The organism is Gimesia panareensis, assembly GCF_007748155.1.
In the GTDB taxonomy this organism is placed as follows: Bacteria; Planctomycetota; Planctomycetia; order Planctomycetales; family Planctomycetaceae; genus Gimesia; species Gimesia panareensis.
The window spans coordinates 5367437-5393406 of the sequence record NZ_CP037421.1 but is presented as its reverse complement, the minus strand read 5'-3'; the positions used below and the strand labels follow the sequence as shown (position 1 = coordinate 5393406).

The window sequence follows — 25970 nt, the reverse complement described above, 5'->3', positions numbered from 1 at the left end:
AGTTTGCCTCCTGATCTGAATTCACTGGAATTTCATTGTGAAAATAAAAACCTTGCGTATAGTATGAGGGAGTAAACTATCTCATATGCAAGTTCGAGTTGCGGGCACTTCATCGGAACTGTAATTCAACTCCAGTTCAGCGAACTTGCCTGGAGAGATTGACAAAACAAAATCATCTCAGGGAGAATCCGCCATGAAACAACTCTACCACTGGGGATCAATGGCTTTATTGATCTGTGCTACGCTGGTGACTCAAGCTTTTGCCCAGCAGGACGGTAAAAAGCCGAATATTCTGGTCATTTTCGGAGACGACATCGGGCAGACCAATGTCTCTGCCTACACGATGGGGCTGGTGGGCTATCGCACGCCCAACATCGATCGGATCGCCCGGGAAGGGGTGATCTTTACCGACTATTATGCGGAGCAGAGTTGTACCGCAGGACGCTCGACGTTCATTACCGGGCAGTGCAGTTACCGCACCGGCCTGTCGAAAGTGGGGCTGCCGGGAGCAGATCTGGGATTACAACCCGAAGATCCGACCCTGGCGGAACTGCTGAAACCGCTGGGCTATGCGACCGGTCAGTTCGGGAAAAACCACTTGGGGGACAAGGATGAATTCCTGCCGACGAATCATGGATTCGATGAGTTCCTGGGAAATCTGTATCACCTGAATGCGGAAGAAGAACCCGAAAACCGCAATTATCCGCGGGATCCTGAATTCCGCAAGAAATTTGGTCCGCGGGGTGTGATCAAATCCAGTGCGGACGGCAAGATCGAGGATACCGGCCCACTGACGAAAAAGCGGATGGAGACGGTGGATGAAGAGACTTCCAGTGCTGCCATTGATTTTATCGAACGTCAGGTTAAAGCAGAAAAGCCCTTCTTCTGCTGGTGGAACTCAACCCGCATGCATTTCCGAACCCACGTTAAAGAAGAACATCGCGACCAGCCGGGCCTGACCGCCCGCACCGAATATGCAGACGGAATGATCGAGCACGATAACCAGGTGGGTACGCTGCTCAAGAAACTGGACGAACTGGGGATCGCGGACAATACGATCGTGATCTACACGACCGACAACGGGCCGCATAAGAACTCCTGGCCCGATGCCGGACTGAGCCCCTTCCGTAACGAGAAGAACTCCAACTGGGAAGGTGCCTTCCGGGTACCTTGCGTGATGCGCTGGCCGGGCAAAATCAAGGCTGGTTCTGTTTCTAACGAGATCGTCAGCGGGATGGACTGGCTGCCGACTCTGATGGCGGCTGCCGGTGACAGCAATATCAAAGAGGAACTGCTGAAAGGACATCGCGCGGGGAATAAGACTTACAAGGTCCACCTGGACGGGTACAATATCCTGCCATACCTGACCGGAAAAGTAAAAAAATCGCCTCGCAAATCGTTCTTCTACTTTAACGATGACAGCCAGCTGGTAGGGCTGCGGTTCGAGAACTGGAAACTGGTCTTTCTGGAACAGCGTGCCCGGGGAACGCTTCTGGTCTGGGCAGAGCCGTTCACGCCGCTGCGTCTGCCTTTGATGTTCGATTTGCGGGCCGATCCGTACGAGCAGGCCAATATCACCTCGAATACATATTTTGACTGGTTGCTCGACCATGCCTTCCTGCTGGTCCCCGCTCAGCAATATGCGGGCAATTTCCTGGAAACTTTCAAAGAGTTTCCTCCACGTCAGAAGCCGGCTTCCTTCAACCTGGATGAAGTGGCCAAAAAACTGCAGGAGGGGACCGGCGGAGCTCAATAAGCTCGCGTTTCCAACTGAGGAGTTTATAATCAAAGCGGGGCGACCGCATGGATCGTCCCGCTTTGTTTTCTTTGCAAGCAGGTAGCGTCAGGGATGCTGCCGGACTCTGATTAAAGGAACGTGCATGAATCCGCGTGAATCGATTCTGCAGATCTCGGAATCTATGAATGCCGCCATTCTGGGGCAAGAAGCTGTGGTGGAACGGCTGCTGATCGCCCTCCTGGCGGACGGGCATGTGTTACTGGAAGGGTTGCCTGGTACGGCGAAAACGCGGTCGATTAAAACGCTGTCGAGTCTCATCGAAAGCCAGTTCAGTCGTGTGCAGTTTACTCCCGACCTGCTGCCTTCGGATGTGACGGGCTCGGAAATCTATCGCGAGCAGAATGCGACGTTTGAATTTCAGCAGGGACCGGTGTTCGGGAACCTGATTCTGGCGGATGAAATCAACCGCGCTCCAGCGAAGGTGCAGTCTTCATTACTGGAAGCGATGGAAGAACGTCAGGTCACCGTGGCTGGCAAGACGCATCGACTGCCGAACCTGTTTCTGGTACTGGCGACCCAGAACCCGATCGAACAGGAAGGGACTTACCCGCTGCCGGAAGCACAGATGGACCGGTTCCTGCTCTACGTGAATGTGGATTATCCCGTCGGGGAGAATGAACTGGCGATCATGCGACTGGTACGTCAGGAAAAAGCGGCGGCGGTCAAAAAGTTACCGGTTCCCATTTCGCAGGACATGATCTTCGAGGCGCGGAAGCAGGTTTTTGAGATCCATGTGGCGGAAGCCGCGGAGCAGTATATGGTCGATCTGGTGCTGGCCACGCGGAACCCGGAGCGAACGGGGGGGAAGCTGGCCAACTGGATTCGGCTGGGGGCCAGTCCGCGAGGAACGATCGCCCTGGATGCCGCCGCGCGGGCACATGCCTGGCTGAACAACCAGGACTTTGTCTCGCCGGACAACATTCGCGCGGTCGCACCGGCGTGCCTGGCACATCGGGTGCATCTGAGTTACGAAGCCGAGGCGGAGGGGGTCTCCCGTACTGATGTGATTGAAGAACTTCTGAAAACGGTCGTTGCCGTCTGAGGTCCGCCGATGAGTGCATCTGTCTCGATTACACTCGAAGAACTGATTCTGATGAAGGCCGAAGCGCGCGGATTTTCTCTGCTGCCGCGGCAGCCGGTCACTTCGCTGCTGGCGGGGCGGCATGCTTCGCGTCTGCGGGGGCGGGGTCTGACGTTTGAGGAGCTGCGGCACTATCACGAGGGAGACGACGTCCGTTCGATCGACTGGCGGGCGACGGCGCGGCTGCGTTCGCCGCACGTGCGGGTCTTCAGTGAAGAGCGGGAACGCCCGGTCCTGTTGGTGGTGGATCAGCGGTTACCCATGTTTTTCGGATCGCGGCGGGCGATGAAATCGGTCGTGGCGGCCGAACTGGCAGCCCTGGGGGCATGGCGTTCACTCGAAGTGGGCGACCGCGTCGGGGGGCTGGTGTTTAACGAAAGTGAAGTCGTGGAGATCCGGCCGCACCGCAGCCGGACGCGTGTGTTGCGGCTGTTTCATGAGATCGTCAACATGAACCAGCGACTGGCTTCCAATCAGCGTGCGGAGGGGAGCGTCACGATAAACGACGCTCTGGAGAAGGCCCTGCATCTGGCGACGCATGACTACCTGGTGGTCCTGATCAGTGACCTGGATGGTGCGGATGCTGAAACGCGCCGGCTTTCGACTTTGATTTCCGCCCGCAATGATATGCTGGTGGCCGCCGTTTATGATCCGCTGGGGGCAACGCTGTCCGGGGCTCCGGGCATGCTGGCCGCCGACCGGGGAGATCTGTGGGAAATTCCCAGTCACGCTGCTTTTACCGATCAGTTTCGTCAGGCCTTTCAGGAACGTGTAGATGAATGGCAGAAAATCTTTCGTAACCTGAAGGTGCCCGTGATGCCTGTTTCTACTTCACTGCCCGCGGGGCAACAGGTGCTTTCTCTGCTGGGACACAGGGCGCGACCCTCATGAAAAACGACGCAACCAGCCTGGACCGGATGCACGACATTGTGCTGCCGGATGCAATTCCCTGGTGGCCCCCCGCGCCCGGCTGGTATGTGGTGCTGGCGGCGCTGGGAGGGCTGGTGCTGTATCTGTCGTACCGGGGCTGGCGGCACTGGGAGGCGAATCGCTATCGTCGCCTGGCACTGCGGGAACTGGAACAGGCACATTCGATTTTAGAAGTGTCTGAACTGTTAAGACGGACGGCGCTGATGGTGGTGCCCCGCGCGGAAGTGGCAGCGCAGACCGGAGCCGCCTGGCCGACCTGGCTGGCGGCGCACGCACCTCTCGCGATGGACGAGCAGATTTCCCGGCAACTGACGGTGGGCGTTTACGATGGCTCAACGGGCGAGATTGAGGGACTGAAACAATATGCCGCCGGCTGGATTCGACAACATCGACTTCCCGAACTGCAGCAGAGGGAATCAAGATAAAACATGTTTGCCTTTGCTTATCCCTGGATCTTCGCTCTGTTGCCGGTGCCCTGGCTGGTGAGATATTTTCTCCCGGCCCGGGAATCGAGTGGGGTCGCGGTGCGGGTTCCCTTTGGTGAGCGACTGACGGCTGTGATGCGGAACCAGGCGCCTGTGGCAGCCGCCGTCAGGCAGTCCCGCCAACTGTTGCTGCCGGCGCTGATCTGGGGGCTGGTGCTGTGCGGGCTGGCACGTCCGCAATGGATTGAACCGCCTGTGGTGAAAGAGGAGCCGACCCGCGATCTGCTGCTGCTGGTCGATCTGTCGAGTTCGATGGACGAGAAGGATTTTGTCAATCCGGCCGGTAAGGCGATCACGCGGCTGGAAGCGGTGAAAGAGGTGCTGGGGGATTTCCTCGTTCGCCGGAAGGGGGACCGGGTGGGACTGGTGGTGTTTGGCTCCGCCCCGTATCTGCAGGCGCCTTTTTCAACCGACCTGTCGCTGGTGCGGACACTACTCGATGAATGCCAGGTGGGAATGGCGGGGCCACAGACCGCCTTTGGTGATGCGATCGGGCTGGGGGTGAACCTGTTTCAGGAAAGTAAGGTTCCCGCCAAAACCATGATTGCACTTACGGATGGAAACGATACCAAAAGCCAGGTTCCGCCTGTGGAGGCTGCCCGGATTGCTGCTCAGCGGGAGATCCGGATTCACACCGTAGCAATGGGAGATCCGACGACCGCCGGTGAAGACAAGCTGGACGCTGAGACTTTGAAAGAGGTCGCCCGGGTGGCCCACGGATCTTATTTCTTTGCCGGCGACCGGAAGCAGCTGGAGCAGATTTACGAGGAACTGGACCAGATCGAAACGCGCGAAGTGAAGACGATCAGCCATCGTCCACGTCGGGATCTGTACTATTATTTTCTGTTGGGAGTGCTGTTCCTTTCATTGCTGGAGAAGACGCTGGTTGTTTTTCATTCCCGCAAGGAGTCCACCTTGAAACAAGAGACAGCGGAAGTGCGGGTGAATCCGGCGAGCGGTCAACTGGAGGTGGTGTCATGATGGATGCCTTCAGTCAGTTTCATTTCATTCGACCGGGCTGGCTGTGGCTGCTGCCGCTGTTTGGTGGGCTGTGGTGGCTCTGGCGTCGGCAGACGACGCCACTACGAGGCTGGCGCGAACTGATCGCACCCGAACTGCTGCAGGCGATGACTGTGCGGAATACGACACGTCGGGATTATTCGGCCCTGCTGTTGCTCGCCGGTTGGCTGCTGGCGGTGATGGCGATTGCGGGGCCCACCTGGAAACAGGAACCGAATCCGTTTGCCGCCGATGCGGCGCCGTTGATGATTCTGCTGAAAGCGGACAAGAGCATGGATCAGCCGGATCCGCTGCCGTCAGCAATTGAACGGGCCCGATTGAAAGTGGACGACCTGGTTCGAATCCGCCAGGGACAACCGGTGGGGTTGATTGCTTACGCGGGGTCGGCGCATCTGGTGCTGCCTCCGACGCGGGATACATCGATTGTGGCCGAGATGGCGGCCCAGATCAGTTCGGTAATCATGCCTGAGCCGGGTGATCGGCTCGATCTGGCACTGGAGAAAGCGGATGAGATCCTGAAGGGGGGCGATGCGGGCGGAACGGTGCTGGTGATGGCAGACAGCGTGACAGACGATGCTGCCTCACTGGTGAAAGCGGGACAGAAAAGTGGTGCGTTTCCGATTCAGTTCCTGGCGCTGCGGAATGATCCTTCCCTGCAGCGGGCGGCTGAGGCGGTACAAGCTTCCCTGGTGGAACTGACGCCGGACGATGCTGACGTGATCGCGATCTCCAAAGCGGCCGAGCGGAAGTCGGTGGTCGGTGTGGCTGGCGAAGATCAGCGCTGGGAAGAAATGGGATACTGGCTGGTGCCTTTCCTGGCGGTGATCGTGGCAGCCGGATTTCGGCGCGAGAAACAGTTCAACGGCAGGGAGGTGCAATGAGAGTGTCCCTGGTGCTGATCGTTGCCTTATCGTGGACGAGCTGGTGGTTGACGCCGGACCAGCGGGGGCAGCGTCTGTTTCAAGACAAACAATATCAGCAGGCGGCTGAAATATTTACCGATCCCGAGTGGCAGGGGGCGGCCTGGTACCGGGCGGGAGAGTTCGAACAAGCGGCGCAGGCCTTTGCACGGGGGGCGAGTCCCGAGGCACGATTTAATGCGGGGAACGCCTGGATGCTGCTGGGGAAATATGAGCAGGCGATTGCGGAATACGAGCGGGCGTTGAAACTGCGTCCGGACTGGAAAGCGGCGGAGGAGAATCGTGCGCTGGCAGAAGCCCGGGCGAAACTGAGGGAAACCAAAGGGGGCGACCTGGGAGATCAGCAGGAAGGCGCCGACGAAGTGGTGTTCGATCTGCAGAAAGAACGCGGGGGGCAGGATACGCAAATTGCCGGGGAGCAGGCGGCATCGGACTCCACGGTCCAGGCGATCTGGTTGCGTCGGGTGCAGACGAACCCGGCAGACTTTCTGCGTTCCAAGTTTACGTATCAGTCTGCACAGCAACAAGAAGGAGCCCCGGAATGAGAGTGTTCTTTTGCCTGATACTGTTACTGATGAGCTCACTGACGCGGACGCTGGTTGCTGCAGAAGTGGAACCGGCGCGAATCCAGATCAAGGAGCAAATCTGGTGGGTGGGGCAGCAGGTCCCCTTTACAGTGCAGTTGCGGGCACCAGGTTCGTTTTCCGGGGCGGCGGTGTTTTCCCTGCCTGAGATTCCGCGGGTGGTGATAATTAAAACAGGGAGTCCGGTCGTGTCTTCCGAAGAGATCGAGGGCAAAACCTGGTTCGTGCAGACGCATGACTTCGCTCTGTTTTCGCAACAGAGTGGCACGGTGACGATCCCGGAGTTCACAGTGCGGTTCAGTCATAAAGATGGTTTTACCGGACCGGTGCACGATCAGAGTGCGCAGGTGCCCGCAGCCCAGGTGAAAATCGAGCGACCGTCGGGCAGTTCTGCCCAGGACTTTCTGGTCACGACAAACTCATTCAAACTAACGGAACGCTGGGATCCCCAACCAGGAACTGCCGCGCAGGGAGCCGTGTTTCATCGGACGATTACCCAGGAGGCGGATCAGGTGACCGGGATGGCACTGGTGCCTCCTCCTGAGGGTGTGCCTGCGGGGGTGCGGCTCTACCTGGGACAGCCGAGGGTGACTGACAAGACAGAGCGTGGCGATTTCATCGGAACGCGCGTGGATACATTGACCTATCAGTTGCAGGAAGCAGGGACCTGGACCTTGCCGGCGATTCGCTACCAGTGGTGGGACCCGGAGAAGAAAGCCTTCGGCTCACAGACATTGCCGGCGGTGACGTTCCAGGTCAAAGCCATGACGACGGCTGAGACGGAAGCCCCGGTTGTGCAGTCGAACAACATCGTATACGTCTGGGGAGCCGTAGTGTTGCTGGTGTTGGCATTGATATTCTGGCAGTGGGGACGGATCAGGGGACTGTCAGAGCGGCTCAAACAGAGGTGGCATCCGCCGGCGCGAGTGGCAGAGCGAAAGCTGCTGGCGGGTTGTCGTAAAAACGATGCGCGTGCTACGGAAGCGGCCTGGCAGGAGTGGCAGAACCGTCAGGGGACAGGGCTGGTGCTGAGTTCCGAGCTTCAGGCAGCATTGCAGGACTTGCAACGCTCTTTGTATGGTGCGTCGCCTGCGCGTGACTGGCAGGGTACAAAGCTCGCGCAGGCCTTTCGCGAGTTTCTGCACACGACACAGGGAGCAGAGACTGAGCGCAGGCGTGAATTGCCTGCGCTGAATCCGTAACCTCGTCGATTTCCTGCTTCACGAGCCATGCTCGGCTGCTGCCGGTTCGTTGAGTTCACTTTCCTGACCGTTGCCATGCTGCTGCGGGCGGCAGCGGCTGGCGAGGGTGCCGAGGATCGGGGAGATCAGTGCGGTCCAGCCGGTCTGATGGCTGGCACCGAGGCCGCGTCCCGTTTCCGCGTCGAAGTATTCATAGAACAGCACCAGGTCGCGCCAGTGGGGATCGTTGAGCAGCACGTCCGTGCGGGCGTAGCTGGGGCGATCGCCGGCTTCGTCGGAGAGAAAGAGCCGGGCGAGGCGTCTGCGAATTTCGTCGGCGACTTCCTGCAGGTCCATGTAGTTGCCCGAGCGGGTGGGGCATTCGACACGCAGTGTTTTGCCGTAGAATGTGTGATAGCGTTCGAGGGCTTCAATCAACAGGTAGTTGAGCGGAAACCAGATCGGTCCGCGCCAGTTGGAGTTGCCGCCGAACAGGCCACTGTCGGATTCGGCCGGCAGGTACTGGACCCGCAGCAACTCACCATTCAACTCGTATTCGAATGGATGCTCTTCGTGGAATTTGGAGAGGGAACGAATCCCGTAATCGGAGAGGAATTCGTCTTCGTCCAGCAGGTAACGCAAGAGCCGCAGCAGGCGTTCGCGGGTGGGAATCGCCAGCAGGCGATGTCCGCCGTTGGAGGTTTCGGAATCGCGTTCCATGTAGGTCATGAACCGCTGCAGGTCAGGGCGGCTCTTGAGGAACCATTCCATCCGTTTGCGGAACGCGGGGAGTTTTTCGATGGTGTGATCGAAGAGGACGTCGACGGTAAACAGGGGGATCAGCCCGACGATCGAACGGATTTTGAGCGGAATGCTGCGGCCGTCAAGGTGCAGGTGATCATAGTAGAAGCCGTCTTCTTCATCCCAGAGTCCGGTGCCGTCCAGCGAGTTCATCGCTTCGGCGATCGATACATAATGTTCGAAGAATTTGGAGGCCATGTCTTCGTAGGCGGGGTTGTCGTCGGCCAGTTCGAAGGCGATAGAGAGCATACTCGAACAGAAGAAGGCCATCCAGGCGGTGCCGTCGGCCTGCTCCAGGTGTCCGCCGGTGGGGAGCGGCTTGGAACGGTCGAAGATCCCGATGTTATCCAGGCCGAGGAAGCCGCCGCTGAAGACGTGCTTGCCGCGGATGTCTTTGCGGTTGACCCACCAGGTGAAGTTGAGCAGCAGTTTCTGGAAGACACGTTCCAGGAAGTTGCGATCGCGATCGCCGTTGGAGGCAGTCATCTGGTAGACGCGCCAGCAGGCCCAGGCGTGGACGGGCGGGTTGACGTCGCTGAAGTTCCATTCGTAGGCCGGCAGCTGTCCGTTGGGATGCATGTACCATTCGCGGAGGAACAGAATGGCCTGTTCTTTGGCGAAGTAGGGATCGATTTTGGAAAAGGGAATCAGGTGAAATGCGAGGTCCCAGGCCGCGTACCAGGGGTATTCCCATTTATCGGGCATGGAGATGATGTTGCGGTTGTAAAGGTGTCCCCAATCAGCATTGCGGGGGCTGGGCATGCCGGGCTGCCGGGGGGCCGGTTCTTTTTCTCCGTTGCCGGCATTTTCCAGCCAGCGGGGAATCACATAGTGATAAAACTGTTTGGTGCAGAGGAGACCGGCGTTGGCCTGCCGCATGATCTGTTCTTCATCTGAAGAGAGCCCCGGTGCGACCAGGGATCGCGCGAAACGGTCGGCTTCCTCGATGCGTTGTTCAAAGATTTCATCGAACCCGGCTCCAAATGGTTCGACCGGCAATTCGTCCACAGCGGACATCCGCAGGCGGAACTGGACGGATTCGCCGGCGGGAATGACGCACTGAAAGTGTGCGGCTGCCTTGGTCCCTTTAGGGCGCGGATTGACGACGCCCTCGACTCCTTCGACGACTGCCAGGTGAAAGGCGTCTTTGCAGGAGGGACGTCTGCTGTTGGGGTCTTCAAACCGCCAGGTGTTGGTTTCGTTTTCGGTAAACAGCCATTCGGGAAGTTCTCCGTCCGGGCCGACATCGCTATACAGCTGAAATTCGCCGAGGCTTTCGTGCTCTGCTTTCAGGCAGTTATCGGCGATCTGTTTCAGACCCGGTTTTTCGCTGGGTCGATCGAGGGTCGGTCCCCAGCTCCAGGTGTTGCGATACCACCAGGAGGGGAGGAAGTGCAGGGGGGCGTCTTCCGGTCCCCGGTTGAAAATGGTAATACGAATCAGAATGTCTTCGTCGGCCGCCTTGGCGTATTCCATCTGGACGTCGAAGTAGCGGCTTTCGTCGAAGATGCCGGTGTTGGTGAGTTCAAATTCCGGTTCCTGTCGTGAGCGGCGGGCATTTTCGGCGCGGAGCTCTGCGTAGGGGAACTCGCCTTGCGGGTATTTGTAGAGTGATTTCAAATACGAGTGCGACGGGGTCGAATCAAGGTAGTAATAGGCTTCTTTGACGTCTTCGCCGTGGTTGCCTTCCGGACCGGTCAGACCAAAGAGGCGTTCCTTGAGGATCGGGTCTTTCCCGTTCCAGAGCGCCAGGCCAAAGCAGAGGCGGCACTGACGGTCGCAGATGCCGAGCAGGCCGTCTTCGCCCCAGCGGTAGGTTCGCCAGGTAGCTTCTTCATGAGTGAAATTCAGCCAGGGATCGCCATCGGCGGTGCTTTCCCGCACGGTACCCCACTGTCGTTCGGCAAGGTAGGGGCCCCAGCGTTTCCAGTTCGCACCCGGTTCACGTTCCGCTTCAGAGACAAGGCGTTCCCATTCAACTTCAGACATAGACTCAATTAACTCTTTTCCACTCAGGCAGAGGCAGGCGTGCCTGATAATTTTGCAGGATGTGCGCAAGAACAATGCTTCCCTGCTTCAGAACAGGTGTTTCGGCACCAGTTACACACTGATCATAGACATGAAGCGAATTTTGTACCCATCTGAAGATCAATTTTCAGGGGATATTCCGACAGATATCAGTTCACTGGACAGGCCTGCATTCGCGTTGGGGATATTGAAATAAACCACATTCAGGGGAGGACAGGTAAGCTGCGCTCCACAGGACAATCGTAAATCGACTGCCGGGCGGGACTTTAACAGAACATTCCGGGGATGCAAAGAGGTGTCTGAACTGCGGACGATGGTGGTCTCAGAAGAGTTCAGTGAGGGGTTTTGATTTTTCCAGGAGGAAATAGAGCCGCCCCAGTTTGTCGTAGGCGGTCAGGTCGTGGATGCCCATCGCGTGGTAGACCGTGTGGGTGATGTCGGCGGGAGTGACCGGTTTTTCATGCGGAAATTCTCCACGCTTATCGCTGGCACCGTAGGTCTGTCCCCCCTGGATGCCGCCGCCTGCGAGAACGTCGGTGAGGCAGTGCGTCCAGTGATCGCGGCCCGCGCCGGTCTTGCCGCCGGAACGGGGATCGCCGATTTTGGGTTTGCGGCCCATTTCGCTGGTGACCAGAACCAGGGTGTCGTCGATCAGTCCACGGTCGGCCAGGTCTTCAATCAGTGCGGAATAGGCGCGGTCGAATTCGGGCAGCAGGTCTTCTTTGAGGCATTGGAAATTATTCCCGTGTGTGTCCCAGCTGCCGGCACTTTTGCATTTCTTACCGAGTTTGTTGAGGTCCCCTTTCCAGAAGACGGTCACGAAGGGGACTCCGACTTCGACGAGTCGTCGCGCGACCAGCAGGCTCATGCCGTTGATGGTTTTGCCGTAACGATCGAGTGTGGCGGGTGACTCCTGCTGCACATCGAAGGCGGACGTGGACTGAGCTGACATGAGCAGCGACAAGGCGCGTTCCTGATGCTGGTTCATAGCCGAGATACTGGCGAAGTCATCAAACTGGCGTCGAGCGGTATCGAGTTGTTCGAGCAGGGAAATCCGATCGGTGAGCCGGTCGGCGGTGATGCCTCCTTCCAGCGAGAGCGCGGGTCCGCGGAGCTTGAGTGGTTCCTCGCGCGTGCCGTGGATATACATCGGGTCGTGTTCGACTCCGAGGCGGGCGGCGAACTGTCCCGGGCGGGTGTACGGGGCGCGGCTGGGCATGTGCGGCAGCGAGACGGCGTTGGGGAGGTTCGGGTGCGCGGGACGCCTGGAGGCGACCACCGATCCCATGTAGGGCCAGTCGTCGGGTTGTGGCGTGCGGTTGTTGCCTTTGGTGACGAAGCTCTGGTCGGGAACATGTCCGGTGAGGTTGTAGTAATAGCCGGCGTGATGGTCGTTCGTATTGACGGTGCCGCCGACCGAGTTGACCAGCGCCAGATGATGCGCCTGTTTCGCCAGCATTGGCAGGTGTTCGGAGAGGCGGACTCCTGGAGCCGAGGTCTGGATGGGCTGGAACGGGCCGCGGTATTCCAGTGGCGCTTCGGGTTTCAGATCCCAGAGATCCATGTGAGAGGCACCGCCGCAGAGGAAGAACAGAATGGTCGATTTGGCGGATTTCCTGCCGGGAGGCGTCTGGGCCAGGGGAGCGGAAACGGCGGGTGTGGGAGAGCCGAACGTCATCCCGGCAAAGCCGAGACCGGAAGCTACCATAAATTGACGCCGATGCATAACCCGTTCCTCGTTCTGAACTTCAGGTCTGGAAAGAGACCTCTTGTGATCTGCAGCGCAACCAGATTCGCGTTGAGTGTGACTTGCCAGTGGGGCGCAGCCTGAACGCATCAATATGCTAACATGTGATGTCGGTTCTGTCCAGCACGGGTTGGAGAAAGGCTTTGAATCTGCGGCCGGGTCTGGAGTGGCAGTCAGCGTGAAGGGAGATAGCTCAGAGAGGCGAAACACGCAGTTGCCAGTCACCCATCATGCTAGCTACCCGCCAAAGTAAGCGCACGAGAAGGTGACTGGCAAGCTACGAATTATTCCGTTGAGAAAGGAATTTTCGCGCCTGAATCAGGCAATAAATTTATTGGGGTCTCGTACCCGCACTGATTCCATATAGGCGGCAATCGCATGTGTTTCAAAGCGTGGTTGCCGACAGAAGTCAACGATCGATTCAGCGATGGCTTCGGTGGTGATGATTTCAATCCGGGTCTGTGAGTGTCCGATAAAGGGTTCGTCGTAGACCTGATGATGTCCCTGTCCCCAGCAGTTCATACAGGTGAAACCTTTAATTCCCAGGGAGCGAAACTCATTCAGGAGTTCCTGTTCGAAATGGGTTTCGGTGACGACGATTACTTTGGTTAATTCAGTGGTGGTCATGTCTCTGATTCCTGTGAGGGGCGAACTCAAGTCTGATCGATTTTCTAATAGTGCCAGTTACTGGCGAGATCCTTCTGTTTCTCAAATGCTCTGGCGAAAACCCCGGTTCCCGCCAGAGCGAACTCTGTTTATCCCACAGGGAATGTATTCATGACCAGCTGAGCGATCAGCATGTAAACGGGAATCCCGATTGTCACGTTGTAGGTGAAGGTCAGACCGAGCGAAGCTGCCAGTGGCAGAGTCGGGCTGGCTTCGGGAATGGCCAGTCTCTGAACGGCAGGTACTGCGATGTAGGAGGCAGCTGCACAGAGTACCGAGAACAGAGCGTAGGTTCCCAGGTCAAAGGGCTCGCCGAGCATCATGCTGTAAGCGTGTGCCAGCAGGATCCCAATGACTGCAAACAGGTTGGGTCCGAGAATCCCGAAGGCAATGAATCGCCAGCCGGCTGTTTTGAGGTCCTTCAGACGACGGCAGGCCGTGATGCCCATTTCCAGCAGGAACAGACAGAGCATACCGTGGAAGATATTCACGAACAGCGTATCATCTACGCTGGTGACCGCTTTCCCCTGCAGTCGACCGAGGAAACCGATGACAATCCCGCCGAACAGGAGGTAGAGCCCGGGGTTCAGGAAGACTTCGTGTAGCAGTTCCTTGCTGAAGATCGGTTTCTTTTCTTCTTCCACTTCCAGTTCGGCAGCCAGTTCGCGTCTGGTTTCTGTTTGTGCTGCAACAGCGGTTCTGGTTTGAGCGGGAGAGCTACCTGAGGAAGGCTGGCTCACAGGCTCGCCTTCGCTGTCGATGGAAATTTCCTCTCCATCGGCTCCGGCCAGGACTGGTGTGGAATGTGCTGACTGATAGTTGAGTTCACCAGGCATGTTTCCATGAGGGTCCATCCCTTTCTGCCGCAAACGGGAGACGAGATAGAGTGCGACCAGACAGCCGGGAATTTCCATGACGGCCAGCATCACGGGCATGTAGGCTGCGTAAGCAATATTGGCAGCGGTGATGACACCCAGGCAGGTTACGAACGTACCAGCCGAGTCAGAGCCGTAAAAGCCGGCGACCGTGGCGGAATCGATCTGTCGCAGTTTCGTGGTCCGTTGTAGAATGAAGTAGGCGAAGATTCCGATACAAAGGTTTGCGAAAAAGCCAATGATCATGAATCCCAGAGCCTGACCGAATTCGGCCAGCGAGAGAGACGCCAGCTCTTCACCACCGTGCCAGCCGATGGCGATCAGCAGGTAGAGTGTCAAACCCTGGTAGACGGCTTTAGGAAACTCAAAGGGGACTTTGAGTATGGGAATCATGAAGCCCATGTAAAAGAAGAGGAGTAGCGGCTTAAACAGGTTATGCACAAAGTTGTGAAGAAATTCCTCTAACATGGCTAGAAGTGGTTTCATAACTTATTAAGTAATGTGAACACGCACGCGAGTTGTGCGAATCCTAAAAACAAATGACTGTATCGTTCATACCGTATTACCAGACGACGAAAGTTGAACAGCCAACTGAAGGTGCGTTCGACTTTCCAGCGGCGTCGATATCGTCGCAGAGCACGCCCATCTTGCGTCGCTGGTTTCACACGGTTCTTGCGATGCGGACAGACCAGTTCTATCTGCCGTTCTGCCAGCTCTGTGCGCAGGGGATCGCTGTCGGCCGCACGATCATAAATCAGGCGATCGGGGTCACGTGGCAAAACGCGCTGGTCCAGCAGGGATTCAATCAGCTTCACCTCTGCCGGAGAGGCACTGGAACGATCCAGAGCGAGAGGGAGTCCGTTTCCGTCGACCAGCAGCATAAGCTTGGTTCCCTTTCCCCGTTTTGTCTTTCCGACATCGGCGCCCCTTTTTTTGCGGGGCAGAATGTGCCATCCCCGAATGCTTCCGACCAGACTACCAGCTTCCGTCGGTCGAAATGTTCGAGCAATCGCTGCCATGCTTCCAGGAAGACACCGTCTTCGGTCCATTCCTTGAAACGACGCCAGCAAGTGCTGGGAGATGGTAAAAATGTTGGTAAATCTTTCCATCGGGCACCGGTCCTTAATACCCAAAGGATTCCTTCGAGACACTCGCGGGGAGCCACTCTGGGCCGCCCTCCGGCTGCGTTTGCCGGTGGTTCTGGAAACAGATCTTTGATCAGAAGCCATTGCTCGTCCGAGAGTTGTGGTTTTGGTTCCGTCCTGGACCCGGTAATGTTGCGACCTGTGGCAGGTCGTGACACGCGGGTCATGGTCATAATGAGACCTCCTTTCTGGGGAGGTACTCCTACAAATACTATACCAAACTGTTCACGTAATTTAGGGTTTTGAAACTACCTCTAGTGTTTCCTTGGGGGGGCGGGTTTTGTCGGCGTCAGTGGCCGAATAGGGGGAGCGCAAGTGAATGCACGTTGACTGACCAACGTGGCATGTGTGAATTTCTAAAACGCAATCGACGTGCCGCTTACTGAAAATTATTGGAAAGGGGAGTTCAGAGAGGCGTTTTTAGTGGTTTTCAGGCTGAGATATAGATCTGATTATCTGAAATATTTTTGAAAACCGGATGAAATTGTTCTGCAAGCCAATGCCAGTGGATGCAATTACTTGCACGATGACTGCAGTAAGTTGCGTTTCTGATGCGAAGGGTTGCATTGATTTTGTATGTATGAACATGTTTATTTTGATATTTTGATCTGGATCTATCGATGTCGAAAGGCGGGTTTGGGAGTCCACGGCCCTGGCATTTCCTGCGGGGAAACAGGTGAGTCTGACTGGCTGAGTGGCGGGCAGGCTGAGTGTCTGGAATCGATCTAATCAAACCAGCCGCGGATATAGAAGTACCCGGCTGTGAAGACCGCGGTCGCCAGCATGATTCCGATGACGATCAGGTATCCCGATTTGATTCCCATCCCCGGGAGGTCGTTGAAATTCATGCCGTAGAGTCCGGAGATCAAGGTCAGGGGGAGGAACACAGCGGAGAGGATGGTCAGGAACTGGAGGCGGCTTTCCACGCGGTTCTGTACAATTGCGTCATAATCCCGCTGGAGGCTGCTCACCCGGTCGGCTGTACCGGCAATGATCTGACCGGCGAGCCCCGACAGTGGCAACGTTTCGCCGAAGAACCGGGACTGCTCCCTGAAGCTGAACGCAGCGGATTCGACGGTTTGCAGAACACCCGCACAATAAGCGTGGTCATCGTGTACGGCGGCGTAGTGACTGATTTTTCTACGGAGCGTGGAAATTTTCTGAGGATCCAGCGCAGCCGGGTCCTGATGGCAAGCCTGATCCAACTGTTCTGCTGCTTCGCGTACGCGGAGGGCGGCATTCACAGTCTGTTTCCCGATTTCGACCAGCAGATAAAACAACAGAGCTGAGGAATTATTGGCATACAGGGGAACGTCGCCATCCAGGTCTCGAATGACATCCTCAATAGTATGCAGTCTGTCGCGATGGATCGTGATGATAGTGGTTTGCAGGCAGAGGAAGGAAACATAAGGTTTTTCCGACTGATCCCAGCCCAGGTGCGTGGGGACTTCCATGTAGAGTGCTGTCTTTTGAGACATCATGCGTTCGCTGCGTTCCGGCGTGAGACAGGCTGCCAGCACTTCCGGTCGTAAATGGAACGGTGCGAGCAGGTCCTCCAGTTCCGCGGGGGTCGCTGCCTCGATATCGATCCAGCGATGGATGTCATCCTGGACCCAGGAAGCGGAGAGTGTGGTTTCGGGTAATGGGATCAGTGTGGAGTTATCACTGATTCCAAAGACACGCACGTTCATTCTTTGGGATCCCTGTTCTCAACAGTGCTGCTTCGAGCTGGCTACTCGAACCGCTGTTTTCAATGTCGGTGACACACAAAGCTTCGACGACTGGAAGCTCATTGTTTGAGACCAAGATGACAGATCAAGAATCAAAGCACAACTGGATCACTTTTTAACCGAGATAGACAGTTGCGAATATATTGATATGACCCTGGTGTCTCAAGGGGATCTTCCTGTCATCACCTAATTGACACAACCGGTATAACCTGCTTCTCAAGTGTGAATGAACAGTGAAAACCGGATCGTGCCGGCTGTTTCCGATCGGAATTTGCCGATTTAACTGAAGATGTCAGTTTTTCCTCTGTCTTGGGGATCGGTTTCCCTGCGACGCTAAAGTGGCATGGCTTTCACTCTGGCTCGGTTGGAAGAAGCGAATCATGAAACCTGGTGTAATCTGCTGGACCCTGTTGTCAATCAGCCTGATTGGTATTGCTGCGTGGGCAGAAGAACCTGCGCCGTTGTTGTTGTCAGAAACGGCAGGGGAGGGCAGTGATCTGCTGAGTGATTCCGCGCTGGCACCGGTCAGTTATGTTTCGGAGCAGGAGTCCTGTAGTGACTCTACGGACGAATGTGTGGGCGCGGCCGATTGCGGTTATCAATGTTCGGAAGACCTTTTATCGCGTCAGTATCTGACGGGGGATCTGTTCGGTGCCCGCTCCGGACTGGCAGAGCATGGCGTGATTGCAGATATTCAGCTGACACAGTTCTACCAGGGGGTTGCCAGCGGCGGTCGCAGGCGACGGTTTCTGTACGGCGGCAAAGGAGACTACTTCTTTACGTTTCAGGGCGAGAAGCTGGGACTGAATAAAGGGTTCTCAGCAATTCTGCATGCAGAGACCCGGTTTGGCGATGACATCAATACGGCAGGTGGGGCATTGAGTTTTCCCAACAGCAACATGTTGTATCCGTTGCCCGGTCAGCATCAGACAGCGATCACCGGGCTGATGTTCATGCAGGCTTTGAGTGAGAACTTCGCGCTGACCGCGGGGAAATACAATCTGCTGGATCTGTGGAATATGATCTATCCGAATACGGGACGCGGGATCAACGGATTCATGAACCTGTCGCTGATTGCGCCGACGCCGATTGTGCGAACGACGAATCTGTCGATCAATGGGGCAGGAGCGATGGGGCTGCACGAAGGCCAGATCCAGAGTGCCCTGCTGGTCTACGACACGACGAATTCTTCCACGACGGCCGGCCTGGACGACCTGTTTGACCAGGGAGCTGTCGTGCTGGGGTATGGGCGGATCTTTACCGAATGGCGCGGTCACCCTGGTTCGCATGCGCTTCTGGGGAACTGGAGCAGCCGGACTTATACTTCGGTCGATCCCACCAGTTGGACAGTGATTCCCGGGCAGGGGGTGGTTGCCGCGGGACAGCAGACCGGTTCGTGGACGATCAGTTACATTCTCGATCAGGTTGTCTGGTCCGACTGCTGCAATGACCAGCGTAACATGCGGTTGATGAGCCAGTGGATGATTGCCGACGGAGATCCGAACCCGTATCGCTGGAGCGGTAATATCGCGCTGCAGGCCAATGGTCTGTTCCGCTGTCGCGAACAGGACGCTCTGGGCGTGGGTTACTTTTATAATGAACTCAGCGGGAATTTCAAATCGCTGGTCAGTGCCGTGGTGCCAGTCCGAAATACGCAGGGAGTCGAACTCTATTACAATGCCGCGCTGACTCCCTGGTTCCATGTGACTGCCGATCTGCAGGTGCTGGAAGACGCGAATGCGAACGATGACACCTCGGTCATGCCCGGTCTGCGGGCGAACCTGCGCTTCTGAGACGCGGACGACTGCGGTCTCTGTTTCTCTCTCTGAGCCCTTACCGCGCAACGCATCTCTGCCTCCGTTTCAAAGCCCGCTTGTCTCTTCGGTCTTTCATGGCGAGGCATGAAATTCATCTAAACTACATCAAGATGTAATTGTCAATTTCTCTTGTCAGGGTAGAATGAGATCTGTCATTTCTGATCCTCCTGCCAGTCATTCGGCGGCAACAGGTCAGAGATGTGAGCCAGCGTGCGTATTGCGTTCGTGATGCATGTCGTATTCAACTCAACGCCGCTTGTGAGAACTTTTCAACAGTGAATTACGGGCCAGGGGAGATGCGAGATGAGGATGTTGCCTACTGAGTTGAATTCGGTTGTTGGATTAATCTGCCTGACGTTGGGGATGCCCGGGCTGCTTGCCGGCTGCTCCGGGGAGATGTCCCGTTCTGCCTCTGCCCAGCTGGCTGAGCAAGTTGATCAGTCGGAAACGGTAACGACACAGGCCCCCGCCCCGCAATCGGCTAAATCGTTTACTCCCCAGACGACGGGTGTGATCGGTTCCCCCAGTGCGACGACGACCATTGACGGCAAGCAACTCCCTGCACCCGCACCGAAATTCGGGGGTGTGATTAAAGACAACGCGCTGCAATCCCAACAGTGGTGGGCACCGCGGATTGTGCCGCCGAAGGAAGCACCGAATATTCTGCTGATCATGACCGACGATGCGGGCTTTGGTGTACCCAGTACGTTCGGGGGTGTGATTCCGACACCGACGATGGATCGCATTGCCAAAGCGGGGCTGCGCTACAACCGGGTCTTTTCCACCTCGTTGTGTTCTCCCACCCGGGCAGCCTTGATTACGGGGCGGAACCATCATTCGGTCGGGTTTGGTGTGATCGCAGAGCAGGCGACGGGCTTTCCGGGTTATAACAGCGTCATCGGTCAGAACAACGCGACAATCGGTCGTATTCTGAGGGATAACGGATACGCGACAGCGTGGTTTGGTAAAGATCATAACACGCCGACCTATGAAGCCAGCCAGGTGGGGCCATTCACTCAGTGGCCGACAGGCATGGGTTTTGACTATTTCTACGGCTTCGTGGGGGGCGACGCCAATCAGTGGGGACCGAACCTGTTCCGAAATACGTCTCAGATTTATCCCTGGACCGGGCACGAAGGGACGCTGAAGATGGATCGCTCGGATCCGAAGGCAGAGATCTGGCCGATGATCGGGAAAGAGAGCAAATGGAACCTGATCACCGCGATGGCCGATGATGCGATTGACTGGATGACGCGGATTCACCAGAGCGACCCCAGTCAGCCGATCTTCCTGCATTACGTGCCGGGTGCCTCACACGCACCGCACCATCCGAAAAAGGAATGGGTCGATAAGATTCACGAGATGCACCTGTTCGATGATGGTTATGAGAAGTTGCGCGAGCGGATCTTCGCGAATCAGAAACGGCTGGGCGTGATTCCCGATAATCTGGTGCTGACTCTCTGGCCGAAAGACCTGCTGAAACCCTGGGACGAGTTGACGCCCGAAGCGCAGAAACTTTTCATCCGTCAGGTCGAAGTGTTCGCAGCGTACGTAGCGTATAACGACTATGAAATGGGGCGCGTGATCCAGGCGTTTGAAGACCTGGGTAAGTTGGATAATACGATCGTGATCTACCAGAACGGCGATAACGGTACCAGTGCCGAGGGAGGGCCGGAGGGAACCTTCAGTGAGGTGGCCTTCTTCAATGGTGTGGCACCGCCCGTGGACGTGCAGATGAAGTTCTATGATGCCTGGGGGACCGAGTTCGCTTACAACCATATGTCGGCTGGCTGGTCCTGGGCGTTTGACACGCCGTTTGACTGGTTCAAACAGAATGCGTCGCGGCTGGGGGGAATCAATCAGAACATGGTGATCTCCTGGCCGAAGCGGATCAAGGATCAAGGTGGCCTGCGGGAGCAGTTCGTGCATGTGATCGATTACGTGCCCACCCTGTTGGAAGTGACTGGTATCTCTGCGCCCGAATATGTGGACGGCATTAAGCAGAGACCAATTGAGGGGACAAGCTTCGCCTACACCTTCGACAAAGCAAACGCCGAGGCACCGTCCCGGCACGAGACGCAGTACTTCGAGATGATGGGCCAGTGGGCGATGTATCACGATGGCTGGTTCATGAGTACCAAGGTGAACCGCGCGCCCTGGCAGGCTTTTTCGGCGGCAAACCCGGACCCGCTGAATAACCAGGTGTTCCAGCTCTACAACCTGAATACCGACTGGAACCAGACGAATGACATTGCCGCGGAACACCCCGATAAAGTCACCAAAATGCGAGCGATGTTTCTGGATGAGGCGAAGAAGTACCAGGTCCTGCCGTTGAATGCGTCGGTCGGTGCCCGGGTTGCGGCTCAGCGTCCAAGCTTGACGGCGGGGCGTAACGAACTGGTCTATACGCGTCCCATGACAGGGCTGCCACAGGGGGATGCGCCTTATCTGCTCGATACGTCTTATACTATTACCGCTGACATCACTGTACCGGAAGGGGGCGCCGAAGGCATGATCGTGACCTCCGGTGGACGCTTCGCCGGCTGGGGTTTCTATCTGCTCGAAGGAAAGCCGGTCTTTCTCTGGAACCTCTTAGATCTCAAACGCCCTAAATGGGAAGCCCCCGAGGCGCTCTCCCCCGGACGGCACATTCTGGAGTTTGACTTCAAATATGACGGCAGTGGTGTGGGAACGATGGCGTTTAACAATTTCTCCGGTGTTGGTAAAGGGGGAAGCGGCACACTCAAGGTGGATGGCAGGGTGGTGTCCACACAGAAGATGGAGCAGACGATCCCCATCATTCTGCAGTGGGACGAAAGTTTCGACATTGGCTCCGATACGATTACCGGCTTGAATGACGCGGACTACACGCCGCCGTTCCCGCTCACGGCAAAGTTTAACAAGCTGACAATCACGATCGATCGGCCGCAATTGTCACCGGAAGAAATCAAAAAACTCGAGGCAGGTTTGAAGAAAATGGAGGCGGGGCGGGAGTAGAATCCCTTCTGTTCAACGCGCAGGCTGCTCGAAAGAGCGGTTCTCGAGCAGGTGGTGATTTCTTCACTCTCATAGTGATCTATCCTGGGACGTGGTTTCTCTGAGACCCAGTGGTTGTGCAGGGGGACTTCGTTGCTTGTGTTCTTGTTGACTGAGTTACTTCAAGTCTCTATTTTATAGGCATTATGCCATCTCCGAGCCAAGACGAAATCCGTCGCAGGAACAATCCGAAACTGCGATCGGAACCGAGCAAGTCCGAGAGGACTCGACAAGCGATTCTCGATGCAGCGCTCGAGTACCTGTGGTCACATCCTTTTCGGGATTTGACGATCTCAGAATTGATGTCTCAGACCGAAGTCACGCGAGCCACCTTTTATCGGTATTTCTCTGATCTCCACGAATTATTGGAGCATCTTCTGAATGAGCTGGAGAGCGCTATCCTGGAGGTCAGCCAACCATGGATTACCGGAGAGGGACAAGGGGCCATTCAGCTGGCCGAATCGCTCTCGAGCCTGGTGAAAGTATTTTATCAGCGTGGGCCTATCGTTCGTTCTTTTGTTGAAGCGGCTCCCCTGGATGAACGGTTGGAGCAATCCTGGGATCGCGTTGTTGGCGGTTTTGATGATCTGGTCACCGCCTGTATTGAGCGGGAGCAGGCCGCAGGGCTGGTTCCGGAGTTTGATGCGCGCCAGGTGGCAATTGCACTCAACAGGATGAATATCGGGATATTTGCACACCACTTCGGCCGGCGTCCCCGGAGCAATCCAGCCCCCGTGTATTGTGCGATGGCGCGTCTCTGGATCAGCACGATTTACGGTCAGGAGGCCCTGGAGCAGGTTCAGGATTTGTGATTGCAGGCATAACTTTCTGTGCCGCGGAGAACGAATCATGTCTTCCTCAGCCCATTCGTTTCTGTGTAAGCGAATGTTTCTCTTGTTGAAATTACTTTCGAAGCTGCGAATGATCCTCCAATCCCAGCGGTCTGCCCGGTAAATGACACCAGAAACTCCACGGCTGTCATCTTCCCGGGAATCAGGTATCGATACAAAAGAATAGAGCAGATTCCGATGGGTGCTAATTCTGCTGTTAAACCTCTCCCAACATCAATTGAAGTGACGACGTTAAGTTGACATGAAGACGCTTTGTTATTAAAAAGTGACACTCTGTCATATTTAATTACACTTATTAACTGAAGCAAGATTTATCTGGAATGCGCTCTTCTGGTATCTCTTCTGTCACCTGGCAGCAACTTCTGAAGCGGGGAATGCTGGAGTTTGATGGAAACGTCATCGTTGCAAAATCAGTTTCTGGAGCTGATTGTGTTGTGATTGATCCACTCAGGTTTGATTCACAACAGCACACTTTCTTTTACTCTTTTAAACTCATAGGAGATCTCAAGACGTCATCATGTTCTGTACTTCGACTGCATAATTTCTTGCCGAATCAGGGGACTGAGACTGTCTCGACTCATGTACCGTTCTTAAATATTTACTGTTGTAAACAACGGTCAGAAAACGTAGCGCGTGCCGGTTGAAAACCGTAGCGCTGTCTGTGCAGGATTCGTCCTGATGTGGCTGTTTGGGGACGAATGCGTGGTCTTTTGTTATTTCGTCAGTCGCGGTTGCTTGCTTGAGCTTTTTGTGTGCCGCCGTTTGGCGTCCTGTAACCGGTAACTTTCACCAGTGGTTTCCAGGATATGGCAACGATGGGTGAGCCGGTCGAGTGTGGCCCCCGTCAGCCGTTCGCTGCCCAGGACCTCGGTCCAGTTTTCAAAGGGGAGATTGGTCGTTACGATCAGGCTGAAACGTTCGTAAGCCGTGCTGATCACGTCGAACAGCAACTCGGAGCCGAGTTTACTTGCGGGGACATATCCCAGTTCATCCAGAATCAGCAGATCGAGTTTCGCGAGCTGCTTTTTCAGGCGGGTTAACTCCCGCTGTTCGCGGGCTTCCATTAACTGGGTAATCAGTTCTGTGACCTGGTAAAAGCGGACCCGCTTTCCCTGGCCGCAGGCGGCAATCCCCAGGGCGACTGCCAGGTGCGTCTTGCCGGTGCCGGAATTGCCCACCAGCAGGATATTCTCCCGCTGCTCGATAAACTCACCCCGCATCAGTTCGCTGACCAGCAGTTTGTTGAGGCCGGGCTGGACCTGAAAATCGAACGTTTCCAGGGTCTTATACGTCGGGAACTTCGCGGCCTTCAGACGTCGTTCCGCGGCCCGGCGTTCCCGTTCAATCAGTTCCAGTTCACATAACTGTAACAGGAATCCCAGATGGTCGACATTGTCAGTGGCACAACGGGCGGCGATCTTTTCGCATTCTCTGAGGATGGTGGGCAGCCTCAGGTTCTTGAGATGGTGCTGCAGCAGCACCAGGCTTTTGGTTTGTTTTCTGGTCACGTTTAACCTCCGATTAACAGGGACTGGTAAGCAGAAACATCCGTCTGTGCCACCTGTACCAGCTTCAGGTGGGGACGGCCTTCCAGGCTGAACAGAGTCAGCGGTGACTCCTGCTGGTATTCCAGAATCAGGCGAATGGCAGAAGCGCGGGTCGCATCAATGTCCAGCGCGTATTCCACCGCACGCTTCAGTGCGGATAACGGATGGTGTTCCAGCAGGCGCAGCACCTTGATGAACTCCCGCGTGCCGTCTGACTGCAGTTCGGCTTCCAGCCGACGGCGGAGAATGCCCAGACAGACCGGCAGATCCCAGTCTTCCAGGGGGCGGGCATGATCAAAGCCTCCCGGCTTCCGTTCCAGTAAACTCAGGTAATGAATCGGGTTAAAACGGGTCTGTTCCCGTCCCCAGTCCCGCTGGTGCCGGGCGATTAACGTCTCTTCAAACAACAGCCGCACTTCGGTGATGGTGGCCACGATAGTGATCTGACGATGCGCGTATTTTGTGGGAACCGAGTAACTGTTGGTATCAAAGCGGACCAGCGACAGGGAGTCGGCGTGTGCCTGTCCCAGTCGGCAGGCTTCGAACGTCTGCTGTGGCAGGGGCCGCAGGAATTCCCGTTGTTCTTCCGCCAGCAGGCTCTGTTTGGGGGAAGCCTGTCCCCGCAACTGACGCTGCAGATCGTTCCGGCAGCATTGCACTAACTGCTCGTTCAGAGTCTCCAGGGAAGCAACCCGGGGAACGGGGACCAGGAAGTTGCTGCGGGCATAGTCCAGCAACCGCTCGACATGGCCTTTCTCATTCGGTCGTCGTACCAGACAGAAATGATCGTCAAACAGAAAGTGGCTTTTCAGACGCAGGAACTCGGTCGTTACTTTTCGCTCACGGTTCCCTACCAGACTGGCTACTGCGATTTTCGAGTTGTCATAGCTGATCCGCTGCGGTACACCGCCCAGAAATTCAAAGGCCCGCTTGTGTCCTTCCAGAAAGGCTTCCGTACATTCCCGGGGAAAGGCCTGGATAAAAATCGCGTCCGAATAAGTGTAAACAGCGGCCAGAAAACGTAGCGCCTGTCGGGTAGTGGCAAATCGGTATAAAAACGTAGCGCCCAGATGACCACCTGTTGGTTTTGGGTCAGACTCTCAGTATATGAGTCAGTTCTGATCCGGAAACAGCGGGGGCAAGGGTGATTACAGATATGGAGTTATGGGGTGAGATCCGTCGGCGTGTTCTGACCGGAGAAATCAGTCAACGTGCTGCTCGTGACGAGTACGGTATTCACTGGGACACGCTGCAAAAAATACTGACCTACTCGGAGCCGCCGGGATACCGGCTGACTAAGCCCCGTCCTTCCAAGCTGGAGCCGTTTCTGCCGATCATTCATGAGATTCTGCAGAACGACCGCAGCGTTCATCGCAAACAGCGTCACACGGGGAAACGCATTTTCGAACGCCTGCGGGACGAACACGGGTATTCCGGTGGAATCACGATCGTCCGGGAAGCCATCCGTGACTGGAAAGCCCAGTCCCGCGAGGTTTTCCTGCCACTCCGCCATCCTCCGGGCGAAGCCCAGGTGGACTTCGGCTTTGCCGATGTCTGGCTGGACGGAACGCTCACCAAGGTCGCCCTGTTTGTGATGACGTTACCTTATTCGGATGCCATTTTTATCCAGGCCTTTCCCCGGGAGTGCACGGAAGCCTTTCTGGAAGGACACAAACGGGCCTTTGAATTTCTGGGCGGTGTACCGCAGCGGATCAGCTATGACAACTC

21 protein-coding genes are annotated in these 25970 nt (G+C 56.2%); 13 read left to right on the top strand and 8 right to left on the bottom strand.

The genetic code is table 11. The features are described from left to right. Nucleotides 1-220: 220 nt before the first annotated feature. The 8 genes from Enr10x_RS20085 to Enr10x_RS20050 all read left to right on the top strand — a co-directional run bounded on the left by Enr10x_RS20085 (nucleotide 221) and on the right by Enr10x_RS20050 (nucleotide 8020). Nucleotides 221-1756 carry an arylsulfatase gene (locus Enr10x_RS20085; RefSeq protein ID WP_197996590.1) on the top strand — a complete coding sequence of 512 codons (1536 nt, stop codon included), beginning with the start codon at nucleotides 221-223 and terminating at the stop codon, nucleotides 1754-1756. A gap of 124 nt (nucleotides 1757-1880) precedes the next feature. Beyond that, nucleotides 1881-2840: an AAA family ATPase gene (locus tag Enr10x_RS20080; protein ID WP_145111966.1), complete on the top strand. Its 960-nt coding sequence runs from the start codon at nucleotides 1881-1883 to the stop codon at nucleotides 2838-2840. A 9-nt stretch (nucleotides 2841-2849) separates the two neighbouring features. Beyond that, a complete protein-coding gene (locus Enr10x_RS20075) occupies nucleotides 2850-3770 on the top strand; it encodes a DUF58 domain-containing protein (RefSeq protein ID WP_145111965.1) in 921 nt (306 codons plus the stop codon). Beyond that, complete coding sequence (locus Enr10x_RS20070; protein ID WP_145111960.1) at nucleotides 3767-4234, top strand: DUF4381 domain-containing protein; 468 nt, start codon at nucleotides 3767-3769, stop codon at nucleotides 4232-4234. Before Enr10x_RS20075 ends, Enr10x_RS20070 begins: the two co-directional genes overlap by 4 nt. A 3-nt stretch (nucleotides 4235-4237) precedes the next feature. Continuing rightward, on the top strand, nucleotides 4238-5275 hold the full coding sequence (locus Enr10x_RS20065) for a vWA domain-containing protein (RefSeq protein WP_145111957.1): 1038 nt from the start codon (nucleotides 4238-4240) through the stop codon (nucleotides 5273-5275). Then, nucleotides 5272-6195 carry a vWA domain-containing protein gene (locus Enr10x_RS20060; protein ID WP_145111955.1) on the top strand — a complete coding sequence of 308 codons (924 nt, stop codon included), beginning with the start codon at nucleotides 5272-5274 and terminating at the stop codon, nucleotides 6193-6195. Before Enr10x_RS20065 ends, Enr10x_RS20060 begins: the two co-directional genes overlap by 4 nt. Continuing rightward, entirely contained in the window at nucleotides 6192-6779 is a 588-nt protein-coding gene (locus Enr10x_RS20055; protein ID WP_145451148.1) for a tetratricopeptide repeat protein, read from the top strand. The genes Enr10x_RS20060 and Enr10x_RS20055 overlap by 4 nt, the downstream gene beginning before the upstream one ends. Further along, the gene (locus Enr10x_RS20050; RefSeq protein WP_145451147.1) at nucleotides 6776-8020 is read left to right on the top strand and encodes a BatD family protein; all 1245 of its coding nucleotides are present in this window, start codon (nucleotides 6776-6778) and stop codon (nucleotides 8018-8020) included. Before Enr10x_RS20055 ends, Enr10x_RS20050 begins: the two co-directional genes overlap by 4 nt. An 18-nt stretch (nucleotides 8021-8038) precedes the next feature. Here Enr10x_RS20050 and Enr10x_RS20045 read toward each other — a convergent pair whose 3' ends face one another. The 6 genes from Enr10x_RS20045 to Enr10x_RS20020 form a co-directional block, all read right to left on the bottom strand. Beyond that, on the bottom strand, nucleotides 8039-10789 hold the full coding sequence (locus tag Enr10x_RS20045; protein WP_145451146.1) for an MGH1-like glycoside hydrolase domain-containing protein: 2751 nt from the start codon (nucleotides 10787-10789) through the stop codon (nucleotides 8039-8041). A gap of 361 nt (nucleotides 10790-11150) precedes the next feature. Beyond that, complete coding sequence (locus Enr10x_RS20040; RefSeq protein WP_145451145.1) at nucleotides 11151-12554, bottom strand: DUF1501 domain-containing protein; 1404 nt, start codon at nucleotides 12552-12554, stop codon at nucleotides 11151-11153. Nucleotides 12555-12893: 339 nt separating this feature from the next. After that, nucleotides 12894-13202 carry a P-II family nitrogen regulator gene (locus Enr10x_RS20035; RefSeq protein WP_145451144.1) on the bottom strand — a complete coding sequence of 103 codons (309 nt, stop codon included), beginning with the start codon at nucleotides 13200-13202 and terminating at the stop codon, nucleotides 12894-12896. A 128-nt stretch (nucleotides 13203-13330) separates the two neighbouring features. Then, on the bottom strand, nucleotides 13331-14584 hold the full coding sequence (locus Enr10x_RS20030) for a sodium-dependent bicarbonate transport family permease (RefSeq protein WP_145451143.1): 1254 nt from the start codon (nucleotides 14582-14584) through the stop codon (nucleotides 13331-13333). Between the two features lie 14 nt (nucleotides 14585-14598). After that, nucleotides 14599-15428, bottom strand: a protein-coding gene (locus tag Enr10x_RS20025) for an IS5 family transposase (protein ID WP_390621347.1) whose coding sequence is annotated in 2 segments (ribosomal slippage) — nucleotides 14599-15038 and nucleotides 15038-15428 — 831 coding nt in all. Because the reading frame shifts where the segments join, the coding sequence is not laid out codon by codon here. A gap of 558 nt (nucleotides 15429-15986) precedes the next feature. Further along, nucleotides 15987-16952, bottom strand: a complete 966-nt coding sequence (locus Enr10x_RS20020) for a magnesium transporter CorA family protein (RefSeq protein ID WP_145451142.1) — start codon at nucleotides 16950-16952, stop codon at nucleotides 15987-15989. Nucleotides 16953-17371: 419 nt separating this feature from the next. Between Enr10x_RS20020 and Enr10x_RS20015 the strand changes: the two genes are divergently transcribed. The 3 genes from Enr10x_RS20015 to Enr10x_RS20005 all read left to right on the top strand — a co-directional run bounded on the left by Enr10x_RS20015 (nucleotide 17372) and on the right by Enr10x_RS20005 (nucleotide 22656). After that, complete coding sequence (locus Enr10x_RS20015; protein ID WP_145451141.1) at nucleotides 17372-18784, top strand: carbohydrate porin; 1413 nt, start codon at nucleotides 17372-17374, stop codon at nucleotides 18782-18784. Nucleotides 18785-19204: 420 nt separating this feature from the next. Next, the gene (locus tag Enr10x_RS20010) at nucleotides 19205-21805 is read left to right on the top strand and encodes an arylsulfatase (RefSeq protein WP_145452740.1); all 2601 of its coding nucleotides are present in this window, start codon (nucleotides 19205-19207) and stop codon (nucleotides 21803-21805) included. A gap of 185 nt (nucleotides 21806-21990) precedes the next feature. Beyond that, nucleotides 21991-22656, top strand: a complete 666-nt coding sequence (locus tag Enr10x_RS20005; protein WP_145111918.1) for a TetR/AcrR family transcriptional regulator — start codon at nucleotides 21991-21993, stop codon at nucleotides 22654-22656. A gap of 752 nt (nucleotides 22657-23408) precedes the next feature. On the opposite strand, the gene istB is transcribed toward Enr10x_RS20005, so the two are convergent. Together istB and Enr10x_RS19995 are read right to left on the bottom strand one after the other, a co-directional pair. Beyond that, complete coding sequence (istB, locus tag Enr10x_RS20000; protein ID WP_145447830.1) at nucleotides 23409-24203, bottom strand: IS21-like element helper ATPase IstB; 795 nt, start codon at nucleotides 24201-24203, stop codon at nucleotides 23409-23411. Between the two features lie 2 nt (nucleotides 24204-24205). Beyond that, nucleotides 24206-24979 carry a Mu transposase domain-containing protein gene (locus Enr10x_RS19995; RefSeq protein ID WP_232093066.1) on the bottom strand — a complete coding sequence of 258 codons (774 nt, stop codon included), beginning with the start codon at nucleotides 24977-24979 and terminating at the stop codon, nucleotides 24206-24208. A 9-nt stretch (nucleotides 24980-24988) separates the two neighbouring features. Here Enr10x_RS19995 and Enr10x_RS30370 point away from each other — a divergent pair, with 9 nt between their 5' ends. Beyond that, entirely contained in the window at nucleotides 24989-25267 is a 279-nt protein-coding gene (locus Enr10x_RS30370; RefSeq protein WP_232093065.1) for a hypothetical protein, read from the top strand. Between the two features lie 131 nt (nucleotides 25268-25398). Next, the coding region (gene istA, locus Enr10x_RS19990) for an IS21 family transposase (RefSeq protein ID WP_197997302.1) at nucleotides 25399-25970 on the top strand (572 nt) is incomplete at its 3' end.